This window comes from Synechococcus sp. TAK9802, from assembly GCF_014279535.1.
Lineage (GTDB): Bacteria > Cyanobacteriota > Cyanobacteriia > PCC-6307 > Cyanobiaceae > Parasynechococcus.
Window position 1 is genome coordinate 1,567,693 of record NZ_CP047937.1, and the last position, 23,212, is coordinate 1,590,904.

Sequence of the window (23,212 nt, forward strand, 5' to 3'; positions counted from 1 at the left end):
GAACAGTCACGGCTGAAAGGTTGAGCAGCAGTCGTTCGTCACGTCGCTCCGCCGGCTGGAAAGGTCCGGCCCAGCTCATTCTGCGGCTGGTGTTGATGGGGGTGGGTCTTGGACTGCTCACCGGAAGCGGCCTGCGGCTGCTGGCGCCCCGCGTTCAGCAACAGGAGATCGCCCTGCCCAGCTGGCTGGCCGATCAAGCGTTGATCACCACACTGCTCGGTGACGCCGTGGAGCCGCCCAGCACTGAAAACGCCGCAGGAAAGAAACCTGCTTCTGTCGTGGCGAAGGGCCTGAAGCAGGCACGCTTCGCTCCCAGGCAGGAAATCAGAGCGCTGAGTGAGCGCTGGCTGGAGCTGGCCGCACAACAGAGCGATCTGCAGGCCAGCGCCTACATGCTGATCCTCGACGACGGACGCTTTGCGGCAATGCAGGCCGAACGGCCGATGGCTGCCGCCAGCTCGATCAAGACGCCGATCCTGCTCGCAGTGCTGGAACTGCTGGATCAGGGAACACTGCAGTGGAACGAACCACTCACGCTTACCGAGGAGCTGGTGGGAGGCGGCGCCGGTTGGATGGCCTCCCGGCCCCTGGGCAGTCGCTTCCCCACCCATGAGGTGGCCACGGAAATGATCCGGGTGAGCGACAACTCCGCCACCAACCTGATGATTGCCCGGGCGGGGGGAATGGATGCGATCAACGCCCGCTTTCAGGAGCTGGACCTGCCCTCCACCGTGGTGAACAACTGGCTGCCGGATCTCGACGGAACCAACACCACCAGTGCCAGAGATCTCAGCCGGGCCATCGCCTTGGTTGACAGCGGTGAGCTGCTGGCTCCCCGCAGCCGGGATCTGTTTCGCGAGGTGATGGGCACGTCGATCACCAATACGCTGCTGCCCAGGGGCTTGATGCGCGGCCTCGGTGGCGCCCAGGGCGAACCGGACGCAAGCCTGGCCCGCAAGGGATACCGCGTTTACAACAAAACAGGTGACATCGGCATCGCCTACGCCGATGCCGGGCTGATCGAACTCCCCGACGGACGACGCGCTGTGGCGGGATTTCTGGTGGAGGGCCCCTTCAATGACCCCCGATCCACCGAACTGATCCGTCAGCTCGCCGCTGCCATGGCAAAGCACCTCAAATCCATCCCTGTTCCGCCCAAGCCATGAAGCTCGCTCCGCTGTTGTCTGCTGCCTGGCTGGCTGTTTCAACCATGCCCGGCGCTGCGGAGGTGATTGAGCGTCAGCAGAGCGTTCGCCCCCTGCCGGGAGGCCTCGACAGCGTGTTGATGGTGAACGACAACAACCCCGAACTGATCGATGACGACGGCATCCTGATCTCAACCTTCCCCGATGGGAAGGCGGCGTCGGTTCCGGTGGTGCTGAACGGTCGCTTCGACCTGTTCAGCCACCACGTGTATGCCGGTGATGCGGAGGGCAGCCCCAGCTCAACCCTGTGGCTGGCGGTGCTTGCAGCTCCGCTGGGGAATGCTCCCGTGACCCTGCAGCTGCTCTCGGGCAGCACTTCGCTCTCGCAGGCCACAGGGCCCGGCCAGACCCAGGCCCCCTTTCTTCCTTTGCCGAGCCTGATGCCGGAAACCACCGACGTGGTGGCGTCTGGCCCCGGCAGCCGTGTGGCCGGAGATCTGTTGGCCGGCCGCCGCGCAGCGGAACTCACCAACCGCCGCTGGACCCTGGCTCCCGGGGCAGCCACACAGCTGTTGCTGCTGCCCATTCCCGTGGCCGGTCTCGATCCCCTGCTCAACGGCCGCAACCTGCAACTGCGCTTCCACAGCTCCGGCCCTGTGGCCATGGCCACCCTGGCCGCCCATGGCAAGGACGGGAAGGCTCCAAGGGAACAGCACTGGCTGCAGCTGCTCAAGGACCAGCGCATGAGCCGCAAGGAGCATCAACCCACCCCACGGGGCAGCAAGGGCAAGATCATTTACTCCCGGGTGAGCGGTGTTCAGATCGGCAGCAGCTGGCGGGCCCGCATCACCGACCCGGGCAGTCCGGTGCTGGCCGCACCCAAGGCCCCCATCTCCTGGCCGATCAGCAGCCTGGAGCGCGGCACCCTCGCCACCAACCAGGTGCAAACCGCGGAACTCAAACGCTTTTATCCCGGCACCGCCTGGGCGGCCCATGGCAACTACGGGGTGGAATACGACCTCACCCTGCCGCTGAAAAACACCGGTTCATCTGCGGTCACGCTTCAGCTGTCGCTGGATTCGCCCCTCAAAGGCAACAGCACCACCTCTCTGCTGCGCTTCCGCGATGACCTCAACGGTCCAGTGATGTTCCGCGGGCCTGTGCAGACCACGGGTCTGGAGGATCCCGAGGGTGGTTCCAAGGGGCGCCAGACCCAGCACCTGGTGCTGCGCCAGGGGCAGCAGGGGCCGTCCTTGGGACAGCTGATGCTCAAGCCAGGGGAGGCCAAGCAGGTGCGCGTTCGCCTGATCTATCCCGCTGATGCCACGCCACCGCAGGTCATCACCGTGCAGCCTGTGAAACAATCCTGAGCACGCCTAGAGAATTGCTCGTGACTGCACCCCGGAAGCGCAGGGTCTTCCCCTTCACTGCGGTGATCGGTCAAGAGGAGATGAAGCTGGCCCTGCTTCTCAACGTGATCGATCCGCGCATCGGCGGCGTGATGATCATGGGAGACCGTGGCACCGGCAAATCCACCACGATCCGTGCCCTGGCTGATCTGCTGCCGGACATCGACGTTGTCGCTGGAGATCCATACAACAGCTCGGCCAGCGATCCCGACCTGCAGAGCAGTGAGGTGCGCGAGCGGATGCAGCAGGGGGAAACCCTGAGTACCGAACAGCGGCAGGTGCCGATGGTGGACCTGCCCCTCGGTGCAACGGAAGACCGCCTCTGCGGCACCATCGACATCGAGAAAGCCCTGAGCGAAGGCGTGCGCGCCTTTGAGCCCGGCCTGCTGGCGAAGGCCAACCGCGGCCTGCTCTACGTGGATGAGGTGAACCTGCTCGACGACCACCTCGTCGACGTGCTGCTCGACTCCGCCGCCTCCGGCTGGAACACCGTGGAACGAGAAGGCGTCTCCGTGCGTCACCCCGCGCGTTTCGTGTTGATCGGCTCCGGCAACCCCGAGGAAGGCGAACTCCGCCCCCAGCTGCTCGACCGTTTCGGCATGAGCGTGGAAGTGCGCACCGTGCGTGATCCGGAACTGCGGGTGCAGGTGGTGGACCAGCGCACCTCCTTCGACAGCGACCCCGATGGCTTCAGCACCGCCGTGGAGGGCAACCAAAACGCCCTGCAACAGCGGGTGGTGGAGGCACAGCAACGCCTCGGTCAGGTGACCATCGATGAGGACCTGCGCCTGCGCATCTCCGCCGTCTGCGGCGAGCTGGATGTGGATGGTCTGCGGGGTGACATCGTCACCAACCGTGCCGCGCGGGCCCTGGCCGCCTTCGAGGGACGCACGGAAGTGAGCGAGGAAGACGTGGCCCGCGTGGCCTCCTGCTGCCTGCGTCACCGGCTGCGTAAGGACCCCCTGGAGCAGGTGGATTCGGGCGACCGCGTGGTGAAAGTGTTCTGCAAGGTGTTTGAGCGCAGCGAGAGCAGCGACCGCGCTGATTTCGAACTGGCCCTCGCCGCCTGATCCCCCCACAATCAGCCCATGCGGATCCTCGGCATCGACCCGGGCCTCGCCCGGGTGGGCTATGGGGTGATCGACATTCAGGACGGATGCCAGCGCATGCTCGATTGCGGCATCATCCAGACCGATTCCGGTCGCTCTGACGGTGATCGCATGGTGGAGATTGCTGGCGACCTGCGCCAGCTGATCCGGATCTGGCGCCCGGAACTGGCGGCCGTGGAGAAGTTTTTCTTCTACCGATCCAGCAACACCATCAACGTGGTGCAGGCGCGTGGCGTGGTGGTGATGACCCTGGCCCGCTTCAAGATACCGATGGTGGAGTTCCCACCCATGCAGATCAAACTCGCCGTGGCGGGGTTCGGCCATGCCGAGAAGGATGAAGTGCTGGAGGCGGTGATGCGGGAGTTGAACCTGGAGGAACCGCCCCGCCCGGACGATGCGGCCGATGCCCTGGCGGTAGCACTGACGGCCTGGTTGCAGCGATGAGCAACAAGCCAACCCTGCGCCGTCACTTCAAAGCCCAGCGTCATCTGGGGGAAGCCGCCACGCGATCCATCCAGAACGCCGTGGCGGCGCTGATCGACCAGTCCAACTGCAGTAACCGCCATGTGGGGGTCTACTGGCCCCTTCCGGGGGAAGCGGATTTACGGCAGCTGCGGGAGGGTCCCCATCCGCCCTTGGCCTTGCCGGTGGCCGATGGCAACGGCAGGCTCATCTACCGAAGCTGGTGTGAGGAACCGCTTCGGCCCGATGGCTGCGGCATTCCCGCTCCTGCCACAGGAGATGCTCTGAAACCCGATCAACTGGCGCTGCTGCTGGTGCCGGCGCTTGCGGTGGACGGCGCGGGAATCCGCCTGGGCTACGGCGGTGGGTATTACGACCGGCTCAGGGCTGATCCCGCCTGGGCTGCCGTGCCGGCCTGGGTGGTTCTCCCCTCAGCCTGCCTTGCGGCCGAGGCGTTGCCCCGCGAGCCCTGGGATGTTCCGTTCACCGGCTGGATCACGGAACAGGGTGCTGGTCGGCCCGCCTGAGGGGCCGCATCATGGGAACCATTGATCGCCCTTCCATGCTGCGTCTGCTGGCTCCACTGCTTCTGCTCGGCTCAGTGCTGCAGGGCGCGCTGCTGGCCCCTGCCAAAGCCCATCAGATCGAAAGTGCTCTGCAGTATCTCGATGGCGATCTGCAATTGAGCAGCAGCTTTTCCAACGGTGAGCCCACCCAGGGGGCCGTTGTTCGCCTGCTCAATGCCGATGGCACGCCAGGGCAGGAACTGGGCCGCACCGATGCCGAGGGACGCCTGAGCCTCGATCTCAGCAGCGTGGGCAACGGCACCGTTGATCTCCAGGTGGACGGTGGTCCAGGCCACCGCGACTACCTCGAACTTCCCGTTCAAGACGGCGAAGTGGATCTGAACGAGGTGGTCATGTTCCCCTTCAGCCTGGTGATGGTGGGGCTGCTGGTTAGCGTGCGACGTCGAAACGACTGAGCCCCGCATGGCCACCAGCACCGGCAGTGATGCCCTCGACCGGATGGTGGAGCGCCTGGGCGGCACCGCCGATCCAAAGCGCCGCTATGAGTACGTGCTCTGGTTGGCCAAGAAGCTCGCACCCATGCCGGCCGAGGAGCAGACCGACGACATCAAGGTGAAGGGATGTGTGTCGCAGGTGTTTGTGCGGGGTGCCCTCGATGAAGGAGTGATGCGCTGGCAGGGGGACTCCGATGCGCTGATCACCAAGGGACTGCTGGCGTTGTTGATCCAAGGGCTGGATGGATTGACGCCGGCCCAGGTACAGGCGGTGGACCCGGCCTTCATTGCGGCAACAGGCCTGCAGGCCAGCCTGACGCCCTCACGCGCCAATGGCTTCCTCAACATCCTCCTGGCCATGCAGGAGCAAGCCCGTCAACTGGACAGCTGACCCAAGCGCTGATCAGGACAGGGACAGGAACAGAAGCCGAATCACGTCAATACATAGAGTCACTCGCAAACGTTCCAACACAGATCACAGGGGATGGCAGCAAAGGTCGGCGTGGGTCTGCTGGGACTGGGCACGGTTGGCGGTGGAGTGGCATCGATCCTCCAGAACCCCAGCGAACGTCACCCGCTGGTGGGTGAACTGGAGCTGATCCGCGTTGCCGTCCGCGATCTGAACCGCCCCCGGCCCGTGGCCCTGGACGAAAGCCTGCTGACCACCGACCCATCGGCGGTGATTCAGGACCCAGCCGTGGACGTGGTGGTGGAGGTGATCGGTGGTCTGGAGCCGGCCCGCAGCCTGATTCTCCAGGCGATTGCAGCCGGCAAATCCGTGGTGACCGCCAACAAGGCCGTGATCGCACGCCACGGTCAGGAAATCGCTGAAGCCGCGGCCGCCGCCGGGGTGTACGTGCTGATCGAGGCCGCCGTTGGTGGCGGCATTCCCATCATTGAGCCACTGAAGCAGTCCCTGGGGGGCAACCGCATCAACCGCGTCAGCGGCATCATCAACGGCACCACCAACTACATCCTCACCCGCATGGCTGAGGAGGGGGCCGCCTATGACGCGGTGCTCAAGGATGCCCAGGAGCTGGGCTACGCCGAAGCCGATCCGGCAGCGGATGTGGACGGTCTTGATGCGGCCGACAAGATCGCGATCCTTGCGACTCTGGCCTTCGGCGGCAACGTGGATCGCGCTGCCGTTCCCACCGACGGCATCAGTGGCCTGCAGGGCGTGGATGTGGATTACGCCAATCAATTGGGCTACGGCGTGAAGCTGCTGGCGGTGGCCGAGCGCATGGCGGAAAGCGGCGATCCCCTGCCCCTCTCCCTGCGGGTGCAGCCCACGCTGGTTCCCAAGGACCACCCCCTGGCCGGCGTGAACGGCGTCAACAACGCCATCCTTGTGGAAGGTGACCCCATCGGCCGGGTGATGTTCTACGGCCCCGGTGCGGGAGCCGGCCCGACCGCCTCTGCGGTGGTGGCCGACATCCTCAACATCGCTGGCATCCGCCAGGCCAGTGAAGGTCCCGGGAACGTGGATCCCCTGCTGGCCGCCAGCAGCTGGCGCCCATGCGCTCTGGTCGACTCAGGCGACATTCGCCAACGCCACTATGTGCGTTTCAAGACAAAAGACGCCCCCGGCGTGATCGGCAAGGTGGGTGGCTGCTTCGGTGAACGCAACGTGTCGATCCAGTCGATCGTGCAGTTCAATGCCAGCGACGCCGGCGCCGAGATCGTTGTCATCACCCATGAAGTGAGCCAACGCCAGATGAATGAAGCCCTGGACGCCATCCAGGCTTTGCCGGAGGTGTCTGGCCTCGCTGCTCACCTCGGCTGCCTCTAAGGAGAGCTTCCGCCCTGGCGAATGCCCCCTGGCGTGCGTCAGAGTGTCAAGAACTTTCACGGCACAGACCTGAATCCTCAGATCTGTGCTCGAAACGGTTCATGCAGAACCTCGCTTGTTCAAGTCCCGCTCAAGGCTGCCCCCTAGAGGAGGGGGTCAATCCGATGACGGTGCACCAGGGAGATTGCGTCAATCTCGACAGTGACGACGACACCTATCAAGTGATCGGCGTGGATGGTGACCACGACCGCTGCTGGGTGCGCCGCTGGCCCTTACAGAGCAACGAGGGCTCACCGGTGTTCGAAATCTCGTTGGAAAGGATTCGCCAGGTCGGTTAAGTCCCTGTTGAATGGGCCGACCCGTGTTGATTGAGGCCCGTTGAAGCGCACCGATCGCCCCACGAGATGGACGTGCGGTGGCGCGCTGATGGCCCTGGCCCTCACCATCACCCAGATGGGGTGTCAGGCCCCGCCCCCCACCAGCCGCATCACGGTGGCCTCAGCGGGCCGAATCAGCTCCCTGGATCCAGCCCAGGCCAGCACCCTCGGCGCCACGCAGCTGATCAGCGCCCTGGGGGATCCGCTCTATCGCCTGAAGCGGAATGGCTCCCTGGAACCCCGCCTGGCGGCCTCGGCCCCGGTTCTGAGTGATGGCGGTCGCACCGTCACAGTTCCCCTGCGCACCGATGTGCGATTCCACGATGGAACGCCGTTCGATGCCGCAGCCATGGCCTTCAGCCTGCGGCGCTTCCTCGAAATCGGAACCCTCAGCTATGTGGTGGGCGACCGGATTGCGGCGGTGGAGGAAGCCGACAGCCACACCCTGCGGCTGCGCCTCAGTCGCCCCTCCACATCCCTGCAGGGCCTGCTGACGTCGATCAACCTCACCCCGATTTCACCAACGGCCTACAGCAACCATCAGGACCGTTTTCTGCACGACCGCTTTGTGGGGACAGGCCCCTACAAACTGACCCGCTTCAGCGAACATCAGCAACGCTTGGAGCCCTTTGCCCAGTACTGGGGTGAGGCGCCGCGCAACAACGGCGTCGATCTGATCACGCTGAGCAACTCCACGGCGCTCTACGGGGCATTGCGCAGTGGCGAGGTGGATCTGCTGCTCTCCGCCTCGATCGACGAGGACCAGCGCCACACACTGCATGAACGGGCCAGCGCGGGGGAGCTGCACGAGTCGGTGGGTCCGGCGATGGAGATCGGCTACATCACCCTGCTGAGCAACCGGGAGCCATTCCAGGACCCCAAGCTCAGGCGGGCCCTGGCCGTCAGCCTGAACCGAAGCGAGATCAGTGAACGGGTGAGCTACGGGCTGCGCCGTCCACTGCGGGCACTGGTTCCCCCCAGCCTGGCCGGCAGCGCCATGGCCCCTTGGCCCGAACACAACCCCGAGCAGGCCCGCGAGCTGCTGCAGGCAGCGGGCTACTGCAACGGCAGCACCCTGCGCTTTCCGCTCACCTTCCGCTCCAATGTGCCCGCCGACAAATTGCTGGCCCTCACCTGGCAGGCCCAGGTGCAACGGGACCTCTCGGACTGCCTGGTGTTGGATCTCGATGGCGTCGAATCCACCACCATCTACCGCCAGCTGGGGGAAGGTGCCTTCAAAGCCGTGATGCTGGATTGGCGCGGCAGCTACCCCGATCCGGAGGCCTATCTGACGCCGCTGTTGAGCTGCACCTCGGTGGGGGGCAACATCTGCATAGAAGGAGAAGCAGCCATCAGCGGCAGCTTCTGGAGTGCCCCCGGATTGCAGACCGCCCTGCTGAAATCCGACACGCTGACGGGTGATGCCCGCCGCATCGCCCTGGACCGTGTGGACCATCTCTCCGCCGACGGTGCCGCCTACATCCCCGTCTGGCTGGATTCACCTCGGGCCTGGGCCCAGCTGAACCTCAACCCTCCACGATTTGATGGCAGTGGTCAGCTGATGCTCGCTGAGCTGGAGCGCCGCCAGTACGGAGCGTCAAAGAAAGGAGCGACGAACAACTAATGGGACGCGCCCGAGACCTCGCCCGCTACAGCGCCACCCGCCTCGCCCTGGCGCCATTGATGTTGTGGCTGATCGCCAGCCTGGTGTTCCTGTTGCTGCGCGTCGCCCCAGGGGATCCCGTGGATGCGGTGCTCGGCAGCCGTGCCCCCGCCGCCGCCAAAGCCGCGATGCGGGCTCGGCTGGGCCTGGATCAATCGTTGCTGGATCAGTACCTCAGCTATCTCAATGGATTGATCCACGGCGATCTGGGGCAGGCCCTGATCAACCAGGAGCCGGTGCGAGCCATCATCGGCAAAACCCTGCCCGCCAGCCTGGAGCTGAGCGTGATCGCCTTGGTGTTGGCTGCCGTGGTGGGGCTGAGCATTGGCTTCAGTGGCATTGCCCGGCCCGAGGGGAAGATCGACTTAGGCGGACGCCTCTACGGATTGGGCACCTATGCCCTGCCGCCCTTCTGGGTGGCCATGCTGGTGCAGCTGGTGTTCGCCGTCAGCCTGGGCTGGTTGCCGGTGGGCGGGCGCTTCCCCCCCAGCCTTCTTCCCCCCGAGGGCAGCGGATTTTTCCTGCTGGACAGCGCTCTGCAGAACAACTGGAACGCGTTTCGAGGCACCGTGCGTCACCTGATCCTGCCCGCGGGGACCCTGGCCCTACTGCTCAGCGGCACCTTCACGACCGCCCTGCGACTGAACCTGCGACGCACCCTGCGCGGCGACTACGTGGAAGCGGCGCGCAGCCGCGGCCTCAGTGAGCGCCAGGTGATCCTGCGCCACGGGTTGCCCAATGCCTTGCTGCCGGTGCTCACCATTGCTGGCATCACCGTGGCCTCCTTGATTGGTGGAGCCCTGCTGATTGAAGTGACCTTCTCCTGGCCAGGCATTGCCTTGCGGCTGCAGGAAGCCATCAACCAGAGGGACTACCCCGTCGTTCAGGGGATCGTGGTGGTGATCGCCGCCCTGGTGGTGCTGGTGAGTGTTGCCGTTGACCTGCTGGTGGCCAGCCTCGATCCACGGGTGCGCTACTGATCCAGCAGCTGCTGGGCCCTGCGACGGCCCAAGCGATGCCAGCGCGTCTTGGAACTGGCATCCATCAGGTGAACCGCATCGTTGCGGGGTGACGTGGAGCTCAGGGAATCGAGGAAACGGATGACCTCATGGGCAATCACCCGTTGAACGCTGAGGGGATTGACGCCCACCAACTCTTCGCCGAGCCGGAAAAGGTCATCCCCCTCTGACGCCATTCCCTGGCCATCCACACGAATCGGCGAAAAGTGACTGGCCCCCTCAACCACCACCACCCGGCTGTCGGGATGTTCCGCCAATCCAGCCAAAAGAGCCAGCTGCTCATCCAGAGGAGGGGTGATCAGATCAAGGGTCCCACCGACCATCAACAGTGGAATCGGCAACGCCCGACTGGCGCGGTGCGGCCAGATCAACCCGCCAAAGCTGTTGAGCCCCACCACCGCCCGGGGCGGCGGGTCCATCGCTTTGCTCTCGAGCACACGGCCTGCCGCCAGTTCACACTGAAGCAATTCCGACAGGTTGGTGAGGGGCAAGCCCGCCAGGGCCGCTTCACAGCGCTGGGCTATCCCTGGCACCAGCTGCGCCCCACTGGCCAGGAGAGCCGTTAGGGCACCCAGGGAATGCCCCATCAACACCACCTCGTTTCCGGGGATGTTCAGATCGCCCCGTTGCTGCGCCTCCAGCACCGCCGCCAGGTCAGCCAAGCGATCACGAAGGGCTGCGGCACCATCGAACGACTGCCGCCCCTCGAGCAAACCCTGAACAGCGGCGGCATCGCTGCCGGGATGCTCAAGCACCAGCACGGGCCAGCCCGCCTGCATCAGCGAACGCGCCAGCCAGTGGAAGTGGTTGGGGTCCCCGCCCAGCCCCGGCATCATCAAAACCCAGGTCCGGTCCGCACGAGGCGACTGGGGAATCCAACGTTCCAGCCGCAATGGCCGCGAACGATGGCTCACCGCAAGCGTTGCGTGACGGGGCGCATCAGCCGAGGCAGAACGCTCCCTGCCCTGCAGGGGCTGCAACCGAGCCTCCTCCTGAGCCAAAGCCCGCATTAGGGACTGGTGACGCTTCAATTCCAACCGCCAGCGGTTTGCAGCAGCCATCAACGCATCCAGATCAAGACGCAACTGCGGGGTGGGCAACGCCTCCAACACATCCAGCGTTGAAACGGTTTCCTGCCGTTCGAGCAGCTGCTCCAGCGTGGAGAGCACCAGCGAACGGTTGATGCGCTGTCCGTCCTCCACGCGGATCAATTCCCCCAGGGCATCCAGTAGCGGCCCCGCTCCCCAGCTGCTGAGCAGCTGACGCCCGAGGCTGCGGCGGGAGAGCACCGGAGCCTGGAGCAGACGGATCAGCCCCTCGCGACTCTCGGGCGCGAGAAGCCCCATCCAGGTGGACAACTCCGATCGCGAGAGCTGCGCTCGATCGGCCGTCGGCGAGCGAACAAAGGCTCCGAGTTCCTCCACCGAAACCGGAAGAACCACGCCGTCGATCTTGACCTCCACACGTTCTGTGGAGCCAACAGGCCACGATCCGCACGTGCTGAGCAGCAGACTGCCCATCAAGCCCATCGAGATGCATCGTCCTGTTAAGCGTCCGCGCAGCAACGCCTGACCCTCTGCGGTGGTGGAACCAGTTTCCATCACCCCTGAGAAATGTCACCCGACTGCGGTTCCTGGCGTCCATCGGTGCCGGCGGGGTGATGTTCATGACGCCGCTGATCTTTCATGCCATCGACTTCTCAGCGCGTGAAGTGGGAAGCGGCCTGGCCGTCTCTGCCCTGATCGGCACGGTGGTGCGCCTGCTGAGCGGTGCACTGCTTGATCGAGGCATCCGCTGCTCCTGGCCGGTGAGGGGCACAACCCTGTTGGCCATTGCAGCTGATCTGATCCTGCTGCAGGCTGACAACTACAACAGCTACCTGCTCGGACAGCTGCTGCTTGGCTGTGCGGCGGGTCTGTACTGGCCTGCCATCGAATTGGCCGTTCCCCTCAGTTGCGGCAACCTTCCCTCCGGGCGGGGCTACGCCCTGGTGCGCAGTGCCGATGCCCTCGGCATCGGCATCGGGACGCTGATCGGAACCGCTGCCGCCGCCCTTGGAATCCTGCGGACGGTTTACATCGTTGAAGCGGTGTGCATGGGCGCTGTGTTGGTGCTGATCAGCCTTGTTCCGCTCCAGGACGGTCCGCCCTACCGCAACCTCAGCAGCAACAGCCCAGCGCCTGTTGGTCAACGGCCACGGCCAACAACCCGACTGCCCTGGTTGCTTCCCCTGCTGCCGGTGCTGCTGATCAGTGTGGTGGCCACCGGGATCCTGGCCCTTCAACAAAGTGCGCTTCCCCTCGATCTGGTGCGCGGCGGGCTGGTGCGACCGGCCCTGAGCGAAAGCCACAGCAGTGCCCTGATCGCCCTTCAGTTGACCTTGCTGGTGAGCCTGCAGTGGCCGGTGGGCCGATGGCTAGCGGAGCGCAGCGTTGCCTTCGGCCTCTGCTTGAGCCTGGCGGGATTCAGCCTTGGCTGCAGCCTGATTGCCCTGTCCTCCTTGTTCGAGAACGGAACGATCCTGGTGCTTGCAGCCCTGCTGCCAATGGCCTTCGCCCAGGCCGCTTTCCTGCCCACGGCCACAGAAGCCGTCATTGAAGAAACACCACCAGAACACCGTGGTTTGGCGATGGCGCTGTTTTCCCAGTGCTTCGCCATCAGCGCCATTGTGGCCCCCCTCGCTGGTGGAGCCCTGCTGGACCTTCAAAACAACGGCCTGCTGCTCTGGCTGCTGATGGGTGGGGCCTGCCTGGTCGTGCTCCTTACCCTGCGCAGCCTCAAGCCGCGCTACGGGGTGACAGAAACAGGCCAGGACATCGCCCCGCCAGAACAACAACGCTTTGATGCTCTGGCAGGCAGTTCAGGTCAAGAACATCGTTGAGAGCTGACGGCAGAGGATGAAGATCATCCGAGGACCAAGAGAAAGCCATCTCTCAGTTAGATGCTGACGATAAATACTGAAGAAGACCTGACTCCTCTTTTTGCTCCACCAATTGATCTCAACCAGAGAACAGATGTTCATGCTCTATGGACGTACAAAGAATTGATCAGCAGTCAAACCGTGTTGACCACAACACCGCAAAAGCAAGATCAGATCGCTCAATGAAATGGTTCACTGCAATACTGCTCACCGTCATATTTTCTCCGCCTGCCAGTGCCACTTAGCACGATGGACGGGCACTGGTGGCTCACAGAGAGCGCAAGAAAGCGGCTTACCTGGTTCTAAGCACAATCACCCAGGAGATCGAACTCATTCCAGTTGAATCCCTGAATCAATGCGAGAAAATTGGAAGTGAGATCATGAAGGGTGGAAAGTTGAGCAAGTTCCTCAAGGAATACAAGTGCATTACGGGATTGCTCTAGGCGAACCAACTAGAGATCACAAATATTTCCCCAATCAAGCACTCTTGAAAAGTCAAAGAGCGCTAGAGGGAATATCTAGGTAATCAAATGCTTTGACTAAACGTTGAACAGAAATTCCATCACATCGCCTTCATCCACCACATAATCCTTTCCTTCACTGCGCAGCCAGCCTTTATTGCGGGCTTCTGCCAGTGAGCCGGCCTCCAGCAGCTTCTCCCAACCGATGGTCTGAGCGCGGATGAAGCCCCGCTCGAAATCGGTGTGAATCACACCTGCAGCCTGCGGAGCTGTCATCCCGGCTTTGAACGTCCAGGCCCTTGTTTCCTTTTCACCGGTGGTGAAGTAGGTGCGCAGCCCGAGCAATCGATAGGTGGCCCGAATCAGGCTTTGCAGTCCACCTTCCGTTACCCCGAGACCTTCCAGATAGTCCGCGGTTTCCTCATCTCCCAGTTCCACCAGCTCCGCTTCCACCTGGGCAGAGATCCGCACCGTTTCGGCACCTTCCTTGGCGGCCAGTTCAACCACCTCGCTGCAGAAGGCATTGCCCTCAGCCAGGTCGTCTTCACTCACATTGGTGGCGTAGATGATCGGCTTGGCGGTCAACAACCCCAAGGGCTTGATCATCGCCGCTTCTTCCTCGTTCAGCTCGACGCTGCGAGCCGCACCACCGTTCTCGAGCACCGCCTGAATCCGTTCAAGAGCAGAGTCTTCCACCTGCGCTTCTTTGCTGGTGCGCATCTGCTTCTTGAGACGCTCCCGGCGCTTCTCAATCTGAGCCAGATCCGCCAGACCCAGCTCAAGATTGATCACCTCCGCATCCCGGGAGGGACCAACTGACCCTGAAACGTGAATGACGTCATCGTCCTCGAAGCAGCGGATCACGTGAACAATCGCGTCCACCTCACGGATGTTGGCCAGAAACTTGTTGCCCAGACCTTCGCCCTGGCTGGCGCCTTTCACCAGACCAGCAATGTCGACAAACTCCATCCGGGTCGGAATGGTGTCCTGGCTTTTGCTCAGTTCTGTGAGCCGGTCCAGTCGCTCATCGGGCACCGCCACGGTGCCGACGTTGGGCTCGATCGTGCAGAACGGAAAATTGGCAGCCTGCGCCTGAGCGTTGGCGACCAACGCATTGAACAAGGTGGACTTGCCCACGTTGGGCAATCCGACAATTCCGGCTTTGAGCATCGGCGGAATCTACCGGCCAGCGGCGAGACTGTTGTGAAGTTTTGTGGGCCCATGCTGCAGTCCTTGCGCTCCCCTGCGTCCCCATCGCCTGAAACAGAGCTGGCCTCAGTGGCAAAAGCACGATCCAGACGGCGCAAAACCGCAATGGTGGGAGTGCTGCTGCTGGCCTTGGGCGGGGGTGGGCTGCTGCTGCGTTTCGTTCCTTGGAGCAACCGTCAACGGGATCTGACGCCCTTCACCACCACAGCTGAACGCGGCGTGCTCTCTGGAGTGATCAGCGCCAGCGGGGAACTGCAGGCCCAGCAGAAGGTGAACGTGAGTCCGCGCCAGCCGGGTCTGCTGGCGGAGCTGATGGTGGATGAAGGGGATGTGGTGGAGAACGAGCAGGTGCTGGCGGTGATGGATCGCGGCGATCTCGATGATCGGCTTCAGGAGAAGCAGGCTCTGCTGCGTCAGGCCGACGCCAACTATCAGAACAAGAGGGAGGACTTCGAACGTCGCAGCCAGCTGTATGCCAGCGGCGCGCTCAGCGCTAACGACTTCAGCGATGCGCGCTTCGAGATGCTGGCCAGGCAGGCGGGTCTGGTGGCAGCCAGGGAACGGGTGGAGCAGTTGGAACAGGAGAGTCGAGAAAAGACGATCCGCGCCCCCTTCTCAGGAACGATCACAGCGCGCTACGCCGAACCGGGGTCGTTTGTGACCCCCACCACAGCCGCCTCGGCCACAGCCGGTGCCACCAGCGCCTCGATCGTTGAGCTCTCGCAAGGCTTGGAGGTGAGGGCCCGGGTTCCGGAAAGCGACATCGGCCGCATCCAGCCCGGCCAAACCGCCGAGATCCGGGTGGATGCCTATCCCGATGAGCGCTTCCAGGCAACGGTGAGTGAGGTTGCCCCCCGCGCCGCGAAAGAAAACAGCGTCACCTCCTTTGAAGTGAAGCTGAACTTCGTTAACCCGCAGAAGAAACTGAAGATCGGCATGACCGCCGACATCAATTTCCAAACCGGGCGCAGTGCGCCCGAAATCCTGGTACCCACCGTGGCGATCACCCTTGAAGACGGCCAACAGGGTGTGTTGCTGGTGGATGAAAGCCAGCAACCACGTTTTCAGCCGGTGGAACTGGGCAACAGCAGCGGCGACAAGACTGCGATCCTGAACGGTCTCGAATCAGGAACCCGCGTGTTCATCGATCTGCCCCCATGGGCCGATCGCCGCGATTGATCCACACACCCTTTCAACACCGTCATGCCCGAGGCCACCGCCAAGCCCCTTCTGCTGCTTGTGGATGGCCATTCCCTGGCATTCCGCAGCTTCTACGCCTTCAGCAAGGGGGGGGAAGGCGGTCTGGCCACCAAAGACGGCCGGCCCACCAGCGTGACCTATGGCTTTCTCAAAGCCCTGCTGGACAACAGCAAAACCCTGAAGCCAGAGGGCGTTGCCATCGCCTTCGACACAGCCGAGCCCACCTTCCGCCACAAGGCGGACGCCAACTACAAGGCCCACCGGGATGTGGCCCCTGAGGTGTTCTTCCAGGACCTCGAACAGCTGCAGCAGATCCTCGAAACGCACCTGCAGCTCCCCCTCTGCATGGCACCGGGCTACGAAGCCGACGATGTGCTGGGAACCCTGGCGAACCGAGCGGCCGACTCCGGATGGGGCGTGCGGATCCTCTCGGGAGACCGCGACCTGTTCCAGCTGGTGGATGACAGCCGGGACATCGCGGTGCTCTACATGGGTGGCGGCCCCTACGCCAAAAGCAGTGGCCCAACACTGATCCGCGAAGAAGGGGTGCTCGGCAAGCTCGGCGTGATGCCCGACAAGGTGGTGGAGCTCAAGGCCCTCACCGGGGACAGCTCCGACAACATCCCCGGCGTGCGTGGTGTTGGCCCGAAAACAGCCATCAACCTGCTGAAGGACAACAGCGACCTCGATGCGGTGTACGCCACCCTCGAGCAAGTGGAAGCCGAAGGGCCGAAAGCAAGCCGGGGCGCCATCAAAGGAGCTCTGAAAGGAAAGCTGCGCGCCGACCGCGACAACGCCTACCTGTCGCGCAAGCTGGCCGAGATTCTCGTGGATGTTCCCCTGCCCAAGGAACCCAGCCTGCCGTTGTCGTCAGTGGATGCCGACGGCCTGAGCAGCTGCCTGGAAGACCTCGAGCTCCACAGCCTGCTGCGCCAGGTGGGCGGCTTCGTGGCGGCCTTCTCCGAAGGGGGCTACGGGGCCAATGCGGAGGCCGCTGCAGCCAAGACCCCCCGCCGCTCAGCCACCACAGAACCAGCAGCTGCAGAGGACGCAACCGAACCGACAACCCAAGACGACGTGGGGCTGCCGGCCCTGAAGCCGCAGCTGATCCAGACAGAAACGGCCCTGGATGCCCTGGTGCAAAGGCTGATGGCCTGCACCGACAGCAGCCTGCCTGTGGCCTTCGACACCGAGACCACCGACCTCAACCCGTTCCGCGCCGAACTCGTGGGCATCGGTATCTGCTGGGGAGAGGCCCTGGACGCACTCGCCTACATCCCGCTGGGCCACAAAGGCAGCGAAGACAGCAGCCCGGAGCAGCTGCCCTTGGAAACCGTGCTCACCGCCCTCGCCCCCTGGCTGGCCAGCAGCAACCACCCCAAGGCTCTGCAGAACGCCAAATACGACCGCTTGATCCTGTTGCGGCATGGCGTTGCCCTGGAGGGCGTCGTGATCGACACACTGCTGGCCGATTACCTGCGGGATGCCGCGGCCAAACATGGTCTGGAGCTGATGGCCGAACGGGAGTTCGGCTTCCAGCCCACCGCCTTCACCGATCTGGTGGGCAAGAAGCAAACCTTCGCCGATGTGCCGCTGGAGCCCGCCAGCCTGTACTGCGGCATGGACGTGCACGTCACCCACCGCCTCGCCCTGCTGCTACGACGTCAGCTGGAAGCCATGGGGCCGCAGTTGTTGCCATTGCTGGAGCAGGTGGAGCAACCGCTGGAACCGGTGCTGGCCCGGATGGAATCCACCGGAATCCGCATTGATGTTCCCTATCTCCAGGGCCTTTCCAAGGAGATGGGCTCCACCCTGCAGCAGCTGGAATCCGACGCCAAAGCAGCCGCTGGAGTGGACTTCAACCTGGCCTCACCCAAGCAGCTGGGGGAGCTGCTGTTCGACACCCTTGGCCTGGATCGCAAGAAATCCCGGCGTACCAAAACCGGCTTCAGCACCGACGCCACCGTGCTGGAGAAACTCGGCAACGACCACGCGGTGGTGCCTCTGGTGCTGGAGCACCGGGTGCTCAGCAAGCTCAAGAGCACATACATCGACGCCTTGCCGCAGCTGGTGGAAGCGGAAACCGGGCGGGTCCACACCGATTTCAACCAGGCGGTGACGGCAACGGGGCGGCTGAGCAGCAGCAACCCCAACCTGCAGAACATTCCGGTGCGCACCGAGTACAGCCGGCGGATCCGCAAGGCCTTCCTGCCGCAGGAGGGCTGGACCCTGCTCAGCGCTGATTACTCCCAGATCGAGCTGCGCATCCTCGCCCACCTCTCGGGAGAAGAGGTGCTGCAGGAGGCCTACCGCAGCGGCGACGACGTGCACGCGCTGACCGCCAGGCTGCTGCTGGACAAGGACGAGGTCAGCCCGGACGAGCGTCGGCTCGGCAAAACGATCAACTTCGGTGTGATCTACGGCATGGGAGCCCAGCGCTTCGCCCGGGAAACCGGCGTGAGCCAGAGCGAAGCCAAGGAGTTCCTGGCCAAGTACAAGCAGCGCTACCCGAAGGTGTTCGCCTTCCTCGAGCTGCAGGAGCGGCTCGCCCTCAGCCGCGGTTACGTGGAAACGATTCTCGGCCGCCGGCGGCCGTTCCACTTCGATCGCAACGGCCTGGGGCGGCTGCTGGGCAAGGACCCTCTGGAGATCGACCTGGATGTGGCCCGCCGCGGTGGCATGGAGGCGCAGCAACTGCGGGCGGCGGCCAACGCCCCGATTCAGGGTTCGAGTGCCGACATCATCAAAGTGGCGATGGTTCAGCTGCAAGACGCCCTGCAGCGTCAGGGCCTACCGGCCCAGCTGCTGCTGCAGGTGCACGACGAACTGGTGCTCGAGGTGGCACCGGACGCCCTGGACGCCATCCGAGAGCTGGTGGTGCGGACCATGGAACAGGCCGTTGAACTGAGTATTCCCTTGGTGGTGGAGACCGGCGTCGGCGCGAACTGGATGGAGGCGAAATAAGCGCAGCCGAACAGGCCGTAGCCTCATCCTGAGCTCCTGATCAGCTGTGTCCCTGCGCTTCACCAACAGCCTCACCAGCCGCACCGAAGCGTTCGAGCCCCTCACCGCGGGCAAAGCCAGCATTTATTGCTGCGGCGTGACGGTCTACGACCTCTGCCACCTGGGCCATGCCCGCAGCTACATCAACTGGGATGTTCTGCGCCGTTATCTGATCTGGCGCGGGTACGACGTCACCTACGTCCAGAACTACACCGACATCGACGACAAGATCCTCAACCGCGCCAATGAGGAGGGCGTCACGATGCAGGCGGTGAGCGAACGCAATATCGAAGCGTTCGAGGTCGACATGGGGCGTCTAAATATTCTGCCGGCCGACCGAATGCCTCGGGCCACCGGCTGCATCGAAGGCATCCAGACACTGATCAGCGAACTGGAATCCAAAGGAGCCGCCTACAGCTCAGACGGTGATGTCTACTTCGACATTTCGAAGGCCAAGAACTACGGCAAGCTCAGCGGCCGCGACCCCAACGACCAGCAGCAAGGAGCCAGCGGTCGAACCGCTGATGGAGAGGAAAGCCGCAAGCGTCATCCCTTTGATTTCGCCCTGTGGAAGGGGGCCAAAGCCGGAGAACCCAGCTGGGAATCCCCCTGGGGGCCAGGCCGCCCGGGCTGGCACATCGAATGCTCAGCGATGGTGCGCCAGGAACTGGGGCAAACCATTGACATTCACCTCGGTGGCGGAGATCTGGTGTTCCCGCACCACGAAAACGAGATTGCTCAATCGGAAACCGCCAACGGCACAACCCTGGCGAAGCTATGGATGCACAACGGCATGGTCAATGTCGGTGGCACCAAGATGTCCAAGTCGCTCGGCAACTTCACCACCATCCGCGCCTTGCTGGACAGTGGAATCTCGCCGATGACCCTTCGCCTGTTTGTGCTGCAGGCGCACTACCGCAAACCGCTTGATTTCACCGCCGAGTCCCTTGAGGCCGCAGCCACCGGCTGGAAGGGTCTGAATGCGGCCCTGAGCCTTGGCGATCGCCACGGCGAGAGCCTTGGCTGGAGCATCGCCGCACCGCTGACAGAGGGCGCCATGACCGCCAACGGAGGTCCAGCCGACACCGCTCTGGTGGAGTTCGAACAACGCTTCATCAAAGCCATGGACGATGACCTGAACAGCTCGGGCGGACTGGCCGTGCTGTTCGATCTGGCCAAGCCCCTGCGGGCCCTCGCCAACCGGCTGGAACGGGGGGAAGACGCCGCCCTGCCTGAGCCGGAGTTGAAGGATCTGGAGGGGCGTTGGCAGCTGCTGCGACACCTGGCGGCGGTACTGGGACTGCGCTCGGAAGCGGAAGCCGCCACCAGTCTCGACGACGGCGCCATTGATGCAGCCATTGCGGCGCGCAAGGCAGCGAAAGCAGCCAAGGATTACGCGGAGGCCGACCGGATCCGGGATGAGCTCGCTGCCCAAGGGGTGGAGCTGATCGACAAACCCGGCGGAGTGACGGAGTGGATCCGCGCCTGATCCCGGCAAACTGAACCCCGATCCTGTTGCTCCCCATGCTCTGGCTGAAGAAGCTGAACTTCATGGAAACCGCCAAGCTCGAGATGGAGCTGATGAAGGCCCTCGATGCCGGCGAGGATCTTGAGGCGAAGCTCGCGGCTCAGAAGCAATTGGCCGCGTCCACTGGCGACGCGGAGCAAGCCTGGAAAGCAGAGGTGTGGGACAAGATGCTGCAGAGGATCCGCAAGATGGAATCCATGCTCAATTCCTCGGATCAGCCGTAGGCACCCGCCAGGTGAATCCCCTCAGCTGGGGATCAGATCAACCACGCTGATCACCAGACCAACGGCGATCACCGGCGGCGAAATCCAGCGCAGCATCACCAGGAGAAAGCGCTGCAGCCAGATCGGGCTCCCCGAATGGCTTAGCTCCTCTTGAAAACGGGCGGGAAGCACCCAACCCAGCAACAGGGCCAGGAGCAAGCCCCCCAGAATCAGCAGCAGGCCTCCGAACACCGAATCCATCCAGCCGAGAACCTCCATGGAGGTGGCCGCTGGAAGACCGGCCACAAAGATCAACGCCGCGGACACCCAGACGGCCCGGGAACGGCTCCACCCCAGGCGATCGATCAAACAGGCCACCGGCACCTCCAACAGCGACACCGCTGAGGTGATCGCTGCAATCAGGGCCAGAGCAAAAAAGAGCACCGCCACCAGCTGACCTGTGGCGCCCAGCGAGCCCAGGCCCGTGGGCAGCGCGATGAAGATCGTGCCCAGGGTGGAGCCACTGATCACATCCTGGAGGCCAAAGCTCATCACCACGGGGAAGGTGACCATGCCGGCCAGCAAGCCCACAGCGGTGTCCATCCCCACCACCGCCACGGCTTCCCGCGGCAGGTGGGCGCGCCGGCTCAGATAAGCCGAGTAGGCCAGGATGCAGCCGATGCCCGTGCCAATCGAGAAGAAGGCCTGTGTGAAGGCATTGCGAATCGTGGTGGGGTCCTGCAGCTGGCTGTTGTCCCAGCGGAGCAGGAAGGTGCGATAGCCCTCCGAGGCCCCATCAAGACCAGCGGCCCATACCGCAAGGCCAATCAGCAGCACAAACAACAGCGGCAGCCCCCATCGGGACAACCGCTCAATGCCTCCGCGCACCCCGGCCGCCACCACAGCAGCAGTCGCCACCAGGCTGAGCAGCTGGCCGATCAAGGCGGAGCGGCCGCCACTGAGGCCGGCGAAAAAGGCTTCCGCTGAAGCGATATCCGCCGGGAGCCCCTGGGTGAGGGTCTGCACCAGGGTGGCCCCGGTCCAGCCCATCAACACGGCATAGAAGGCCAGGATTCCACTGGCCGCCAGCACGAACAGCCAACCCATCGGCTGCCAACGGCGACCGGCGGCCGCCACTGGCGCGAGCAGGGGGCTTTGGCCGGTGCTGCGCCCCAGCACCATTTCGGCCACCAGCACCGGCAGGCAGACCAACAGCACAATCACCACGTAGAGCAGCAGGAAGGCGCCGCCACCTCCCTGGGAGGCGCGGTAGGCAAAGCCCCAGAGATTGCCCAGACCCACGGCACTGCCCGCAGCCGCCAGGACAAACCCCAGGCCCGATCGCCACTGTTCCTTGGCCATGCGCTCTCCACAAGCTGTCCGCCAGCTTGCCAGCGTTCAACGGTCCTGGTGGGAGACTTGTTGCAACTGCCGGAACAGCATGAAAGCCATCAGCGTGCTGGGATCCACCGGTTCGATCGGCACCCAGACCCTCCAGATCGCTGAGGAGTTTCCAGAGCAGTTCCGCGTTGTGGCCCTAACGGCCGGCCGCAACCTGAAGCTTTTGGTTGACCAAGTTCAGCGGCATCGCCCTGAGGTGGTGGCCCTGGCCGATGCCGATCTCCTGCCCGAACTGCAGGAGCGTCTGCAGGACGCCGGCGTCACAGGCGCTGATGCACCCCAGCTGGTGGGAGGTGCTGATGGTCTCAACGTTGCTGCCGCGTGGGACAGCGCCGACCTGGTGGTGACGGGCATTGTTGGTTGCGCCGGTCTGTTGCCGACCCTGGCGGCGATCCGCGCCGGCAAAGACCTGGCTCTGGCGAACAAGGAAACGCTGATTGCAGCCGGCCCCGTGGTGTTGCCGGAGCTGAAGAAGAGCGGCAGCCGTCTGCTGCCGGCGGATTCGGAGCACTCAGCAATTTTCCAGTGCCTGCAGGGAACCCCCTGGGCTGAAAACGCACGCCTCTCCACCGGCGTGCCCACACCGGGGCTGCGCCGGATTCAGCTCACAGCCTCCGGCGGCGCCTTCCGCGACTGGACGGCCGCCGACCTTGAAAAGGCCACCGTGGCCGATGCCACCAGTCACCCCAACTGGAGCATGGGCCGCAAGATCACTGTGGATTCCGCCTCCTTGATGAACAAGGGGCTGGAGGTGATCGAAGCCCATTACCTGTTCGGCCTGGATTACGACCACATCGAGATCGTGATCCATCCGCAGAGCATCATCCATTCGATGATCGAACTGGCGGATTCCTCCGTGCTGGCCCAACTGGGCTGGCCCGACATGAAGCTGCCGATCCTCTACTGCCTCAGCTGGCCCTCTCGCCTGGAGACGCCATGGCGGCGACTGGATCTCACGGAAGTGGGTCAGCTCAGTTTCCGAGCCCCCGATCCCGCCAAGTACCCCTGCATGGAGCTGGCCTACGCCGCCGGACGCGCCGGCGGCACCATGCCTGCGGTGATGAATGCTGCCAACGAGGAAGCCGTGGCGCAGTTCCTCGAGGAGAAGATTCACTTCCTCGACATCCCAGCCGTGATCGAGGCCGCCTGCGAGCGTCATAAACCCGATCTGATGGCCCAGCCCCAGTTGGACGACGTGCTGCGGGTGGATCAGTGGGCGCGAACCGCCGTGCGGGAACAGGTGAATCGCGGGGTGACCCGTTTGCCCATGGGAGCGCTCGCCGCTTAGGC

The 23,212-nt window shown here is 63.8% G+C and carries 20 protein-coding genes; 17 read left to right on the forward strand and 3 right to left on the reverse strand.

The features are described 5' to 3' along the window. Window positions 1–20: 20 nt before the first annotated feature. The 11 genes from SynTAK9802_RS09115 (at window position 21) to SynTAK9802_RS09165 (ending at window position 9,958) form a co-directional block, all read left to right on the forward strand. Window positions 21–1,166, forward strand: a complete 1,146-nt coding sequence (locus SynTAK9802_RS09115; protein WP_186495836.1) for a serine hydrolase — start codon at window positions 21–23, stop codon at window positions 1,164–1,166. Continuing rightward, window positions 1,163–2,515: a DUF3370 domain-containing protein gene (locus tag SynTAK9802_RS09120; RefSeq protein ID WP_186495837.1), complete on the forward strand. Its 1,353-nt coding sequence runs from the start codon at window positions 1,163–1,165 to the stop codon at window positions 2,513–2,515. Before SynTAK9802_RS09115 ends, SynTAK9802_RS09120 begins: the two co-directional genes overlap by 4 nt. A 20-nt stretch (window positions 2,516–2,535) precedes the next feature. Next, window positions 2,536–3,624 carry a magnesium chelatase ATPase subunit I gene (gene bchI / locus SynTAK9802_RS09125; RefSeq protein ID WP_186495838.1) on the forward strand — a complete coding sequence of 363 codons (1,089 nt, stop codon included), beginning with the start codon at window positions 2,536–2,538 and terminating at the stop codon, window positions 3,622–3,624. An 18-nt stretch (window positions 3,625–3,642) separates the two neighbouring features. Further along, window positions 3,643–4,107, forward strand: coding sequence for a crossover junction endodeoxyribonuclease RuvC (gene ruvC / locus SynTAK9802_RS09130; protein WP_115161318.1), 465 nt, complete (start codon window positions 3,643–3,645; stop codon window positions 4,105–4,107). Then, window positions 4,104–4,652 (forward strand): 5-formyltetrahydrofolate cyclo-ligase, encoded by a 549-nt coding sequence (locus SynTAK9802_RS09135; protein WP_186495839.1) that lies wholly within the window; start codon window positions 4,104–4,106, stop codon window positions 4,650–4,652. The genes ruvC and SynTAK9802_RS09135 overlap by 4 nt, the downstream gene beginning before the upstream one ends. A gap of 35 nt (window positions 4,653–4,687) precedes the next feature. Continuing rightward, on the forward strand, window positions 4,688–5,107 hold the full coding sequence (locus SynTAK9802_RS09140) for a hypothetical protein (RefSeq protein WP_255487739.1): 420 nt from the start codon (window positions 4,688–4,690) through the stop codon (window positions 5,105–5,107). A 7-nt stretch (window positions 5,108–5,114) separates the two neighbouring features. Then, entirely contained in the window at window positions 5,115–5,537 is a 423-nt protein-coding gene (locus SynTAK9802_RS09145) for a SufE family protein (protein WP_114988587.1), read from the forward strand. Window positions 5,538–5,630: 93 nt separating this feature from the next. Further along, on the forward strand, window positions 5,631–6,938 hold the full coding sequence (locus tag SynTAK9802_RS09150) for a homoserine dehydrogenase (protein ID WP_186495841.1): 1,308 nt from the start codon (window positions 5,631–5,633) through the stop codon (window positions 6,936–6,938). A gap of 101 nt (window positions 6,939–7,039) precedes the next feature. Next, window positions 7,040–7,276, forward strand: a complete 237-nt coding sequence (locus SynTAK9802_RS09155; protein ID WP_186495842.1) for a hypothetical protein — start codon at window positions 7,040–7,042, stop codon at window positions 7,274–7,276. An 88-nt stretch (window positions 7,277–7,364) separates the two neighbouring features. Then, window positions 7,365–8,939, forward strand: a complete 1,575-nt coding sequence (locus SynTAK9802_RS09160) for an ABC transporter substrate-binding protein (RefSeq protein ID WP_186498159.1) — start codon at window positions 7,365–7,367, stop codon at window positions 8,937–8,939. Further along, a complete protein-coding gene (locus SynTAK9802_RS09165) occupies window positions 8,939–9,958 on the forward strand; it encodes an ABC transporter permease (RefSeq protein WP_186495843.1) in 1,020 nt (339 codons plus the stop codon). The genes SynTAK9802_RS09160 and SynTAK9802_RS09165 overlap by 1 nt, the downstream gene beginning before the upstream one ends. Here SynTAK9802_RS09165 and SynTAK9802_RS09170 read toward each other — a convergent pair. Beyond that, window positions 9,952–11,526, reverse strand: coding sequence for an alpha/beta hydrolase (locus tag SynTAK9802_RS09170; RefSeq protein ID WP_186498161.1), 1,575 nt, complete (start codon window positions 11,524–11,526; stop codon window positions 9,952–9,954). The two genes, SynTAK9802_RS09165 and SynTAK9802_RS09170, sit on opposite strands and share 7 nt — an antisense overlap. 77 nt (window positions 11,527–11,603) lie before the next feature. Here SynTAK9802_RS09170 and SynTAK9802_RS09175 point away from each other — a divergent pair, with 77 nt between their 5' ends. Beyond that, on the forward strand, window positions 11,604–12,878 hold the full coding sequence (locus SynTAK9802_RS09175) for an MFS transporter (RefSeq protein WP_255487909.1): 1,275 nt from the start codon (window positions 11,604–11,606) through the stop codon (window positions 12,876–12,878). A 578-nt stretch (window positions 12,879–13,456) separates the two neighbouring features. On the opposite strand, the gene ychF is transcribed toward SynTAK9802_RS09175, so the two are convergent. Beyond that, window positions 13,457–14,548, reverse strand: coding sequence for a redox-regulated ATPase YchF (gene ychF / locus SynTAK9802_RS09180; protein WP_186495845.1), 1,092 nt, complete (start codon window positions 14,546–14,548; stop codon window positions 13,457–13,459). Window positions 14,549–14,599: 51 nt separating this feature from the next. On the opposite strand from ychF, the gene SynTAK9802_RS09185 reads away from it, so the two are divergent. The 4 genes from SynTAK9802_RS09185 to SynTAK9802_RS09200 are packed head-to-tail and all read left to right on the forward strand — an operon-like array spanning window position 14,600 to window position 20,542. Beyond that, complete coding sequence (locus SynTAK9802_RS09185; protein ID WP_255487740.1) at window positions 14,600–15,766, forward strand: efflux RND transporter periplasmic adaptor subunit; 1,167 nt, start codon at window positions 14,600–14,602, stop codon at window positions 15,764–15,766. 24 nt (window positions 15,767–15,790) lie between these two features. Beyond that, a complete protein-coding gene (gene polA / locus SynTAK9802_RS09190; protein ID WP_186495846.1) occupies window positions 15,791–18,751 on the forward strand; it encodes a DNA polymerase I in 2,961 nt (986 codons plus the stop codon). A 46-nt stretch (window positions 18,752–18,797) separates the two neighbouring features. Further along, window positions 18,798–20,279, forward strand: a complete 1,482-nt coding sequence (gene cysS / locus SynTAK9802_RS09195) for a cysteine--tRNA ligase (protein ID WP_186495847.1) — start codon at window positions 18,798–18,800, stop codon at window positions 20,277–20,279. Window positions 20,280–20,314: 35 nt separating this feature from the next. Next, window positions 20,315–20,542: a hypothetical protein gene (locus tag SynTAK9802_RS09200; RefSeq protein ID WP_114988648.1), complete on the forward strand. Its 228-nt coding sequence runs from the start codon at window positions 20,315–20,317 to the stop codon at window positions 20,540–20,542. Window positions 20,543–20,563: 21 nt separating this feature from the next. Here SynTAK9802_RS09200 and SynTAK9802_RS09205 read toward each other — a convergent pair whose 3' ends face one another. Next, window positions 20,564–21,883 carry a sodium-dependent transporter gene (locus SynTAK9802_RS09205; protein WP_186495848.1) on the reverse strand — a complete coding sequence of 440 codons (1,320 nt, stop codon included), beginning with the start codon at window positions 21,881–21,883 and terminating at the stop codon, window positions 20,564–20,566. A 79-nt stretch (window positions 21,884–21,962) separates the two neighbouring features. Here SynTAK9802_RS09205 and SynTAK9802_RS09210 point away from each other — a divergent pair, with 79 nt between their 5' ends. Next, complete coding sequence (locus SynTAK9802_RS09210; protein WP_115081898.1) at window positions 21,963–23,210, forward strand: 1-deoxy-D-xylulose-5-phosphate reductoisomerase; 1,248 nt, start codon at window positions 21,963–21,965, stop codon at window positions 23,208–23,210. The last annotated feature ends 2 nt before the right edge of the window (window positions 23,211–23,212 follow it).